The organism is Nitriliruptor sp. (assembly GCF_040882075.1).
In the GTDB taxonomy this organism is placed as follows: domain Bacteria; phylum Actinomycetota; class Nitriliruptoria; order Nitriliruptorales; family Nitriliruptoraceae; genus Nitriliruptor.
In genome coordinates, this window is the sequence record NZ_JBBEBZ010000218.1 from 1 (window position 1) to 10,353 (window position 10,353).

Below are 10,353 nucleotides of genomic sequence, written 5' to 3' on the forward strand. Positions count from 1 at the left end.
GGGTGCTCATCTTCAGCTCACGCTCGTGCTTGCGCCGGTTCCAGGCGTAGTCCGCGCCCGCCAGCACGACGGCCAGGGCGGTGGCACGGCCGATGATCCCGGTGGTCTGGTCGAACGTCCGCTCAAGACCGGAACCGAGGTCGCGGCTGGCCGCGAGCTGGGCGGCCATGTCGGTCATCGGCGCCCACAGCAGGAGCGCCAGCGCCCCGAGCTTGACGACCGTGCGGGTCAGCTCCCACGCCGCCGTCGAGGGCTTGAAGCGTTGGAGTCCACGCTTGAGGCTGAGGTGGGACAGCTTCGGTTTGACCGCCTCTGGGGAGAGCCGCAGGCCCGTCTGCCCGGCGCCGCTGACGAGCGCGGCCAGGACGGCGAGCGTCACGGTCGGCACCAGCACCGCGACGAGCACCGTCGTGGTGCTCTGGCGCAGCAGGTCGATCGGCAGGGCGTCGGTCGGCGCCTGCGAGAACAGGAACCGGGTCTCCCGTGCCAGCACGATCGAGCCGCCCTGCAGCGTCTGGAGGGCCAGCAGGAGGGCGATCAGCGACATCGCGACGCCGACCTCGGCGCTCTTGGCGACCTGGCCCTTGCGGCGGGCATCGCGCTTCTTGCGCGGTGACGCCTTCTCGGTCTTCCCGTCGTGCTTTCCCACCACCGCTCCCGGGTACGGCGGTCGTGCCGCCGTGTCGTGGTTCCCGGGGCCGGTCCGTGGCCCACATCATCCCGCGCAGCCGTGCGCGGACCCCTGGTCGACGGCGGGGAGCCCGTCTTTAGCGGACGTGCGGTTCCCGGGTGGTCGCTTCCACCATGGGCGAGCCGCGCTCCACCGTCACGCGGTGGTCACCATGCCCGGGGCCAAGGCGCCGCCCGGCGCGTCCGCAGCAGCGAGCCGCTGCTGCCAGGTGGTGTTCTCCGCCACCCGCGCGAGGAACGCCGCGCGGCTCCGCTTGCCCGGCGCCTCGGGGTCGACACCGGGTGCGCCGAAGTTCGCCTCGGCGAGCAGGCTCTGCAGGGCCCGGACCGCCTCGCTGCGGAGCTGGGAGACACGCGCCTCGGTCACGCCCATCTCATCGGCGATGTCTCGCAGCCGCTCGCCGCGCAGGTAGTAGCGCTCGATGATGTCGCGCTGGTTGTCGGCCAGGAAGCGCACGCCGGTCCGCAGCGATCCGATCAGCTCACGCTGCTCGAGCTGCTTCTCCGGCGAGGTCTCGACGTCGAGCGAGGCGATGGTGTCCGCGAGGGCGGCGGCGTCGTCACCGGCCGAGCCCAGCGGCTGATCGAGGTGGAGCACGGTGCTCCGGTGCGCGGCAGCCCGGCGGCGGGCGACCTCGTCCTCGGTGATCCCGAGCAGCCCGGCGAGCTCCGCCGGGTTCGCGGGACGGTGGTGACGCTGCTCGAAGCTCGCCGCTGCTGCCTCGAGGTCGCGCTGGCCGCGACGGACACCGCGGGTGGCCCAGTCCCGGGTGCGGGTGCTGTCGATGATCGCTCCGCGGATCCGGATCCGGGCGTAGTGCGCGAACGGGACGTCGCTGTCGGGATCGAAGCGGCGTGCGGTCTCGACCAGGCCCATCGCTCCGGCGCTCCACAGCTCCTGCCGGTCGACGTGGCGGGGGTAGCGAGCGGCGAGCTCGTGGACGATGTGCTGGACGAGGTAGAGGTGGTCGGAGACCAGCTGTTCGACCTTGGCGTCATCGTTGATCGTCGGCATCGCACACGCTCCCCACCGGGGCTCCCTCGCGGAACCCTTCCCGCTGTGTCTTCGGCCACTCGGCCACCGGCCTTTAGGGGGAGTCGAGCCCACGACCGGAGATGCGCCCATGGGACTAGCCCCGGGTGGCCACCGCCACCCGGTCGCTGGACCATCGGAGCCAGGAGCCCACCCCGTGGCCGCGCGACCCGGCGATCAGCTCGCTGATCACCGTGTGTCCGCGTCGCCGAACAGCGCCTGGGCGGCCATCACCACCGTCGGATCGAAGCGGGTGTCAGCCGCCTCGTACACGGCGCCGATCGCGTCCGACCGTTCCTTCGCCGGACGCTGCCCGGCGGCATCGAACGCCACGGCGACCGCGACGATCCGTGCGCCGACGGGGATCTCCTCGCCGGCCGAGCCGGCCGGGAACCCGGTGCCGTCCCAGCGCTCCCGGTGGTGTCGGACCGCGGTGGCGACCTCGGGTCCGGCGGAGACCCGCAGGTACTCGGAACCGAGTTCGGGGTAGCGCTGGTACTCCCCAGCGAGCTCGCCCTCGGCCGACTCTCCCGCCTCGAGTGCGGCTCCGGACAGCGAGACCTTGCCGATCTCGTGCAGGTGGCCGGCAAGGCGGAACTGCGAGCGCTCGACGCCGTCGAAGCCGAGGTGCTGTGCGAGCCGGGCCGCCAGCTCACCGACGCGGGGACCACGCCCCGCGGCATTCGGCTGCTGGGCCTCGACGCTGTCGACTAGCCGGAGCAGGACCTCCAGCTCGGTCGTGGCCGCGAGCGTGCGCGACAGGTCGTCCGCGCTGAGCACGACGCTCTCGGTCCCGGTGCTGGCCAGGTCCAGCGCTCGCTGTGCCAGCTCTCGGAGCGCGGCGACCTCGCTGGTCACCTCGCGACCCGCGTGACCAACGGCCAGACCGAGCGATCGGCTGCCGGACGGGGCGAAGGTCTCGGCTGCCCGGGCGAGCATCTGGCCCATCGCCCCCGCGTCCTCCGACGACAGGTCCGGAGCGATGAAGGCGAAGTCGGTGGGCGAGGACGAGTACAGCTCGGCCCCGTAGAGCCGGCCGATCTCGCGGAGCTGGGTCGATAGCCGGCGCCGGAGCAGGTGGGACGCTTCGCTCGACAGGCGGCGGGCGGCGTCCTCGTAGCTCAGGACGCGGGCGAACCCGACCCGGGGCACCTCACCGCTCTGGCCGGCTTCGGTGAGGGCCGCGTCGAACTCGCTCAGCGTCGGCAGCCCGGTGACCGGGTCGTGGCCCGGCACGCCGAGGTCGCTCGGTCGTGCCCGCCCGAGCCGCTGCTCGTAGGTCTCGACCAGCGAGGCATCGCTGGCATCGCCACCGACGAAACCGGCGACCGCCGCTTCGTTGCCCTCGGCGACCAGCCCGACCGCGCCAGCGCGCAGGAGCTGCGCGGCGAGTTCCTCTCCCCCGGCGTGCACGATCGCCACGACGGGGACGTCGGGCGTCCGCCGGAAGGTGGCGACGGCCGCGGACACCTGTCCGAGCGGCATCCGGGTGGAGACGACGATCAGCGCGACCGGCGTGTCCGAGGTGTCACCGTCCGCAGCGATCTCGCAACCCGTGGCCTCGACCAGTCGCGCGCGGGAGGAACCGGTCACCCGGTGCGCCATGACACGGAAGGTCCGCTCCCGGGGTCCGGGTCGGGACGTGACGTCGGTTGGCACGTCGTCCACGGCTACGTCGACGTCGGTGACCACGGACCCTCCGGACGGCAGCGCTCGGTCGCGGCCTGCGCCCTCTGTCGGCGTGGACACCCGCGAGTTAACGGCCGACGTCAGGCGACGCGCATCCCGTCGATGCCGTCGACGAACGCCCGCTCGATCATCTCCATCATGCCCGCCATCGCCTCCGGGAACAGCAGCAGGACGAGGCCGACCGTGACCAGGAGCAGGATGATCTTGAGCGGCAGACCCAGCATCAACACGTTGGCCTGCGGGGCGAACCGCGACGCGAGGCCGAGGACCACCTCGCTCAGGAACAGCGCGGCGATGGCGGGCAGCGCCAGCTCCACGCCGGCGACCAGCAGCCGGCCCGTGATCGCGATGGCCACGCCGACCAGACCGGGATCGAAGCGGACCGCGCCATCGAGCGGGATCGCGGTCACGCTGGCCGCCAGACCTTCGACCAGCGCCCCGAGCCCGCCGACCGCCAGGAAGATGGTCACGGCCGCGAGCGGGAACAACCGGCCGAGGATGGCTCCACGGTCCCCGGTGAGCGGATCGAAGACCGCCGCGACGCTCAGCCCCGAGGTCACGTCGAGAGCGTCGCCGGCGATGGTGAACAGGTGCAGCACCACACCGGTCAGGAACCCGAGCAGCAACCCGACGGCGACGTTGACACCGGCGGCACCGAACAACGCCGGGACGCTGGTGTCCGCCATCGGCGAGGTGAGCGCGAACCCGAGCACGATGACGACCCCCGCCCGGCCGACGACCGGGATCGATCGTGGCAGCAACGGGGTGGCGACCACGAACGCGGACACCCGGATCATGGCCAGCAGGTAGCCCGAAGCCCAGTGCGCGTCGAGCGCGAGCTCCATCCGGTCAGCCGAGCGTCGGGATGGTCTGCCACAACGTGGTCACCCACCCCACCAGTTCGCGCATCATCCACGACCCGGCCACGATCAGGATGAGGGCGACCCCGACCAGCTTCGGCACGAACGTGAGGGTCATCTCCTGGATCTGGGTGACGGTCTGGATGACGGAGATGACCACGCCGAGCACGAGGCTGACCAGCAGCAGCGGGCCGGCCAACTTCGTGGAGATCTCGATGGCGCCTGTCAGGATCTCGATGACCTGGGCGTCGGTCACGTCGCGCTCCTCACGTCACACCGTTGACGGATGAGACGAGGTTGCCCACCACCAGCGACCAACCGTCGACCAGGACGAAGAGCAGCAGCTTGAGCGGCATCGAGATGAAGACCGGGGGCAGCATCATCATGCCCATCGACATCAGCACGGCGGAGACGACCAGGTCGATGACCAGGAACGGCACGAAGATCACGAACCCGATGATGAACGCCGTGCGCAGCTCGGAGATGACGAACGCGGGGATGAGCGTGGTCGGGGCGATGTCGTCGGGGCCCGCGGGCTGGTCCGAACCCGCCAGATCCACGAACAGCTGGAGGTCCTCCTGACGGGTCTGGGCGAGCATGAACTCGCGCAGCGGCGCGAACCCGGTGGAGAACGCTTCGCTCTGCCCGATCTGACCCGCCAGCAGCGGTTGGACCGCCGACTCGTTGACCTCGCTGAACACCGGCGCCATCACGAAGAAGGTCAGGAACATCGCCAGACCGAGCAGCACCTGCGCCGGCGGGATGGTCTGCATGCCGATGGCGTTCTTGGTCAGCCCGAGGACGACCACGAACCGCGTGAAGGCGGTCATCAGCAGCAGCAGCCCGGGGGCGATCGAACCGACCGTCAACAGCAGGACGATGACGACGGTGCGGCTCAGCGCCGCGTCGTCGGAATCGACCGACACGGTCACGTCGGGGATGTCCGGGACGACGGGGACGTCGGGGACCAGGGGGCCGGGCGCATCCTCGTCCTCGTCCGACTCGTCGGGATCGACGAAGCCGCCCGGCGGGTCCGGCAGTTGTTCCTGGGCCGTGGCCGCGCTGGCGAGGGACACCAGCAGCATCGCCGTCAGCAGCGCCAGGACGAGGGAGCGCAGGCGCTCACGTACGTCGATGGACACCGCTCGACCTCGGATGGCTCGGGACCGGCCGGCGGACCGTGAGGTCGCGCAGTCGGTCGATCGGGGCCATCCGTGGCCGATCTGGGGTGGTGGTCGCGGTCGGACGGGTCCGGCCGGCGCCGAGACCACGCCAGGGCGAGGGCCGACGCAGGTGCAGGCCAGCCAACGCAGGGCCGAACGCGCCGAGGTCGAGGGACGCTCGAGCGGGGGCCGACGTCGGTGCCGTGTCGGGTCCGCTCACCGCGGCCGTCGGCTCGTGCGCCGGGGCCGCCGGGGCCGCCGGGGCCGCCGGGGCCGCCGAGGCGATGGCCGGGGCGATGGCGGAGGCGAGCTCGGGCTGGTCGTCGAGCTCGGCCAGCAGGCTGACCCCGTGCTCGGAGGCGCCGACGAGCATCCGTCGCTCGCCGACCGCGACCACGGCGAGGACGGTGCCCTTGGCGATGCCGGTGCGGGTGACGACCCGCACCCCGCAGTCGGTGGTCACCCCGCCGCGCCGTGCCCAGTGGCGCAGCAGCAGGAGTGCTCCCACGATGACCAGCAACGTCGGCAGCGTCCGGGCGAGCGCATCCAGACCGTTCACGGGCGGGCGACGATCTCGGTGATGCGCACCCCGAGCTCCTCGTCGATCACGACGACGTCGCCGCGCGCGACGAAGCGGCCGTTGACGAGCACGTCCACGGCCGCGCCGGCGGCGCGGTCGAGTTCGAGCACGCTGCCATCCTCGAGACTGAGCAGCTCACGCACCGTCATCTTGACGGCGCCGAGCTGGACGGTGACCTGCAGATCGACGTCACCGAGCAGGTCGAGTTCGCGGGATCGGACGGCGCCGTCGATGCCGCGGCCGAGCTCGGCGTACTCCACCGGGGAGACGGTCGTGGTGTCGCTCATCGGGGGTCCTCCACGGAGAGGTTGGTGAGGGGTCGATCGGCGGGCACGAACGGGGACGGCGGCGCGGACGCAGCGGAGGGTCCCAGGTCGGCGATGGGTGGTGCGGGAGGTGCGGGCGGGGCGGGCGGTGCGGACTCCACCGATCGATCGAGGTGCCAGTCGACCACCTGGAACGCGAGCCGACGGCCGCGACGACCGATGTGCCCGTCGACGACAGCGACACCACCGACGGTGCCGTGCAACGGCTTGTCGACCGGGTGGTCGAGCCGCAGCACGTCCCCGGGCTGGAGCGCGGCGATGGTGCGGGCAGCGACGGTGATGGGGTCGGCCCGGACGGCGAGTTCGACCGGGACGGCCGGCAGGTTCGCGCGGAGAGGTGCCACGTGTCCGGCGCTCCCGGGCGGGAGCGCCTGATCGAGCCAGAGGTTGTTGGACAGCTGGTTGAGCGCCGGCCCGAGCGTCGAGTAGGGGTAGCAGAGCGTCATCAGCCCCTCGGAGCGGGCCCCCTGCGCGATCGTCACCCGGTAGGTCAGCAGGAGGACGACCTCGGAGGGCGCCACGACCTGCACGAGCTGCGGGTTGTAGTCCACGTCGCCGACCTCGGGCGTGACCACCGCCAAGGGCTTCAGGGTCTCGCGGAACGCCTCGAGCCCGTGACCGACCAGCTGTTGGAGCAGGTGGGTCTCGACCTCGGTCGGGCGACGTGGGGCGACGGGCAGTCCCTGACCGCCGAGCATCCGGTCGACCAGCACCAGCGCGAGCTGGACGTTCATCTCGAGGACCGCGGCCGCCGGCAGCGGTGCGAGGCTGACGGTGGTCAGCACCGTCGGGTTCGGCATCGACCGGATGTAGTCGTCGTAGCTCATCTGCTCGACCGACAGCGGTTCCATCTGGACCACGGTCCGGAGCGTGCTGTTGAGGCCGCTGGCGAAGCGGCGCACGAAGACCTCGTGCGCCACGGCCAAGCTGCGGACGTGCTCGCGTGCGAACGTCGTCGGCCGCCGGAAGTCGTAGGTCTCGGTGACCTCACGGCTCGCCCGTCCGTCGGCGGACGGGGCTGCCTCCAGGATGGACACGCGGCGGACCTCGGGCGGGGGGCGGGGACGCTCCCCTCGTCGGGCGCCGGGCGCGCCGGTTAAGACATCACTGGACGAGCAGCTCGGTCAGCGCGATCCGCACGACCTCGCCATCGGGGTACACCGCCTGGATCCGCTCGGTGAGGCCCCTGCGGAGCGGCTCCAACCCCTCCTCGCCCTGCAGCGACGCTGCGGCGTGACGCCCGATCTCGGCGATCGCTGCGTCCTTGACGAGCGGGAACCGCGCGGTCACCTCGCTCTGATCGGCGTCCGCGCTGAGCACCAGGGCGACCCCGACCCGGGCGTACTGCGCCGGTGTTCCCGCCAGGTTCGTGGTCAAGGTGCCGACCTCGATGACCGCACCCTCCTCGACGACCGGAACGGCCTCGTCCGCGGCCGCGTCCGGTCCGAGCACGAGGACGTAGCTCGCGGCGCCCGCGAGGAGCACGGCCACGACGATGCCGATGAACAGCAGCTTGCGCCGAGGTCGGCGTGGCGCTGACGCGTCCGTGTCGGTCTGTCCGACGGGGGCGGTGGCGGTGGGTGCGCTCATGGGTTGGTCACTCCTGCGGGGACGGGCTCGGTGGCGCCGTCGGGGGCGGTATCGATGACGATCTCGACCCGACGGTTGGTGGCCCGCTGGGTGCGACCTTCGTTCGGCACGAGGGGGGCGAACTCGCCGAAGCCGACCGCCGACAGCCGTTGCGGAGCGATGTCGTGCTCGTCGGCGAACAAGCGCAGCACCGCCACCGCACGGTCCGAGGACAGGTTCCAGTTGCTGTACCCACCACGGTGGATGGGGACGTCGTCGGTGTGGCCTTCGATCCGGACGTCGTTGGGGATCCTGACGAGCGATGGCGCGAGCGCCGTGACGATCTGCCGCGCGAGGGGACGAACCTCGTCCGAGCCGGTGGCGAAGAGTACGTCGTCGGCCCGCACGCGGACCACGACGCTGTCGGGCGTGGCCAGGACGTCAGCGATCTCGAGCAGCCCCGACTCCTCGAGCACCTGGTGGATCTCCTCCGCCAGTGTCTGGGACAGATCGGGCGCCACGTCCGGTCGCGCCGGTGAGGCCTGCGGTGGGACCTCCGGTCGTGCGGGTTCGGTGATCGGCTGCGGGTCGGCCGACTCCGGGGCGACGATGGAGTTGCTGTCCGGCATGATCCCTTCGGACCCGGCGAACGCCATGCGCATCGATTCGGCCATCCGCTCGAACTTCTCCGCGTCGGTCGACGACATCGTGAACAGCATCACGAAGAACGCCAACAGCAGCGTGACCGCGTCGCCGTACGTCGTCAGCCACGCGCTGCTGTTCGGTGCCTCGTCGGCCCCGCGACGGGAGGGCCCTCGACGACCCTTGCCGGCGGCCTTCCCGCGGGCCATCAGGCGGCCTCGGTGGCGACGGGTTCGGCGACGGGGGCCGGTCCCTCCATCCGTGCGCTGTAGCCCACCCGCTGACCGACGGGCAGGAACGCCTCCAGACGGTCCACGAGGCGGCGTGGGCTGGTGCCGTCCTGGATGGCCAGCATCGCGTCGAGCGCGAGGTCCCGGCCGGCGAGTTCCTGGGCGTTCAGGCGCTTGAGGCGGGACGCGATCGGCAGGTAGAGCAGGTTCGCGAACAGCACGCCGTACAGCGTGGTCAACAGTGCCAGCGACATCCCGAGCCCGAGCTGGCTCGGGTCCGAGAGGTTGCCGAGCATGTTGATCAAACCGATGACGGTGCCCATCATCCCGAACGTGGGGGCGTAGGCGCCGAGCGACTCGAACAACGAGATCATCGAGCGGTGCCGCTCATCGAGCGAGGCGATGTCGATCTCGAGCATCTCGTGGACGCTGTCACCGTCCACCCCGTCGGCCAGGAGCTGCAAGCCCTGGGCGAGGAAGGGGTCGTCGATCTCCTCGACCCGCTTCTCGAGCGCCAGCAGCCCCTCGCGGCGCGCGACCTCGGCCATGCTCACCAGCGTCGTGATCGTCGCGTCGTTGTCCTCAGCCGAACCCTTGAACGCTCGGAGCAGCGCGCCCGGGGCGCGCTTGATGTCGGCGAGGTCGAAGGAGACCACCGCGGCACCCACGCTGCCGAGGAAGACCAGCACGAACGAGGACGGACCGATCAGGACGCCGAGGGAGTTGCCGTCCATCAGCGTGGACAGGACGATGCCGGCCAACGCGGCTAGCAACCCCCCGAGCACCAACGGGTTCACCTCAGTGCTCCCGGTCGGAGACGACCGTGAGCGGGACCCGTGCAGGGTCCTCGCGGAGCTCGTCGGCCGCGACCAGGACCGAGGCCCGGAACTGCCGGACGCGATCGACGATCTGCGTGGGCTCGTCCGACAGGACGAAGGTGCGTCCGTCGATGAGGACCACGACCGTGTCGGGCCGCGCTTCGATCGACTGGATCATGTCCGCGTTGATGAAGATCGGCTCGCCCTTGAGGCGATGGACGAGGACCATCGGACGCACCTCCGTGTGCGGTTCGTGCCGACCAACCCTGGCCAGCGCGCTCCATGTCGGCACCCGCAGCCTCGGCTTAACCACCGCTGCCCCCACCCGGCGGATCCCGGGGTGGGGGCAACGAGGTGACGCGTCGATCAGCGCTTGAGGTTCACCAGCTCCTGGAGCAGCTCGTCGCTGGCGGTGATCCCGCGCGAGTTCGCCTGGAACCCGCGCTGGGCGATGATCAGGTTGGTGAACTCGGCCGCGAGGTCGACGTTCGACATCTCGAGCGACCCCGGCGCGAGGCTCCCCGCGTCGCCAGCACCCGGCGCGCCGATGATCGGTTCGCCGGAGTTCGCCGAGACCGTGAACAGGCTCTCGCCCTCGCGCACCAGACCGGCCGGGTTGTTGAAGGTCGCCAGAGCGACCATCCCGAGCACCGAGGTCTCGCCGTTCGAGAACCGGCCGGTGACGGTCCCGTCGGAGCCGAACTCGAAGCTCCGCAGGAACCCCATGGCCGCACCGTCCTGGCTGCGCGCCTC

General features: G+C 71.3%; 14 protein-coding genes. All 14 read right to left on the minus strand.

Features of this window, described 5'->3' with window-relative positions; translation table 11 throughout:
* Window positions 1-649 (minus strand): EscU/YscU/HrcU family type III secretion system export apparatus switch protein (locus WEB03_RS15985; protein ID WP_368071919.1); only part of this gene is annotated, 649 nt, incomplete at its 3' end.
* A 177-nt stretch (window positions 650-826) separates the two neighbouring features.
* The gene (locus tag WEB03_RS15990; RefSeq protein ID WP_368071920.1) at window positions 827-1,705 is read right to left on the minus strand and encodes a sigma-70 family RNA polymerase sigma factor; all 879 of its coding nucleotides are present in this window, start codon (window positions 1,703-1,705) and stop codon (window positions 827-829) included.
* Between the two features lie 207 nt (window positions 1,706-1,912).
* Window positions 1,913-3,316, minus strand: a complete 1,404-nt coding sequence (locus tag WEB03_RS15995) for an HD-GYP domain-containing protein (RefSeq protein ID WP_368071921.1) — start codon at window positions 3,314-3,316, stop codon at window positions 1,913-1,915.
* Between the two features lie 176 nt (window positions 3,317-3,492).
* Complete coding sequence (locus WEB03_RS16000) at window positions 3,493-4,257, minus strand: flagellar biosynthetic protein FliR (RefSeq protein WP_368071922.1); 765 nt, start codon at window positions 4,255-4,257, stop codon at window positions 3,493-3,495.
* A 4-nt stretch (window positions 4,258-4,261) separates the two neighbouring features.
* On the minus strand, window positions 4,262-4,528 hold the full coding sequence (locus tag WEB03_RS16005) for a flagellar biosynthetic protein FliQ (protein WP_368071923.1): 267 nt from the start codon (window positions 4,526-4,528) through the stop codon (window positions 4,262-4,264).
* 10 nt (window positions 4,529-4,538) lie between these two features.
* On the minus strand, window positions 4,539-5,414 hold the full coding sequence (gene fliP, locus WEB03_RS16010; RefSeq protein WP_368071924.1) for a flagellar type III secretion system pore protein FliP: 876 nt from the start codon (window positions 5,412-5,414) through the stop codon (window positions 4,539-4,541).
* Complete coding sequence (locus WEB03_RS16015; protein ID WP_368071925.1) at window positions 5,395-5,994, minus strand: flagellar biosynthetic protein FliO; 600 nt, start codon at window positions 5,992-5,994, stop codon at window positions 5,395-5,397. Before WEB03_RS16015 ends, fliP begins: the two co-directional genes overlap by 20 nt.
* Window positions 5,991-6,302, minus strand: coding sequence for a flagellar motor switch protein FliN (gene fliN, locus WEB03_RS16020; RefSeq protein ID WP_368071926.1), 312 nt, complete (start codon window positions 6,300-6,302; stop codon window positions 5,991-5,993). The genes WEB03_RS16015 and fliN overlap by 4 nt, the downstream gene beginning before the upstream one ends.
* Window positions 6,299-7,378: a flagellar motor switch protein FliM gene (locus WEB03_RS16025; protein ID WP_368071927.1), complete on the minus strand. Its 1,080-nt coding sequence runs from the start codon at window positions 7,376-7,378 to the stop codon at window positions 6,299-6,301. Before WEB03_RS16025 ends, fliN begins: the two co-directional genes overlap by 4 nt.
* Before the next feature lie 67 nt (window positions 7,379-7,445).
* The gene (gene fliL / locus WEB03_RS16030) at window positions 7,446-7,931 is read right to left on the minus strand and encodes a flagellar basal body-associated protein FliL (RefSeq protein ID WP_368071928.1); all 486 of its coding nucleotides are present in this window, start codon (window positions 7,929-7,931) and stop codon (window positions 7,446-7,448) included.
* Window positions 7,928-8,761 carry a flagellar motor protein MotB gene (locus tag WEB03_RS16035; RefSeq protein ID WP_368071929.1) on the minus strand — a complete coding sequence of 278 codons (834 nt, stop codon included), beginning with the start codon at window positions 8,759-8,761 and terminating at the stop codon, window positions 7,928-7,930. The genes fliL and WEB03_RS16035 overlap by 4 nt, the downstream gene beginning before the upstream one ends.
* A complete protein-coding gene (locus WEB03_RS16040) occupies window positions 8,761-9,579 on the minus strand; it encodes a motility protein A (RefSeq protein ID WP_368071930.1) in 819 nt (272 codons plus the stop codon). The genes WEB03_RS16035 and WEB03_RS16040 overlap by 1 nt, the downstream gene beginning before the upstream one ends.
* A 1-nt stretch (window position 9,580) precedes the next feature.
* A complete protein-coding gene (locus tag WEB03_RS16045; protein ID WP_368071931.1) occupies window positions 9,581-9,829 on the minus strand; it encodes a flagellar FlbD family protein in 249 nt (82 codons plus the stop codon).
* A gap of 137 nt (window positions 9,830-9,966) precedes the next feature.
* Window positions 9,967-10,353 (minus strand): flagellar hook-basal body complex protein (locus WEB03_RS16050; RefSeq protein ID WP_368071932.1); only part of this gene is annotated, 387 nt, incomplete at its 5' end.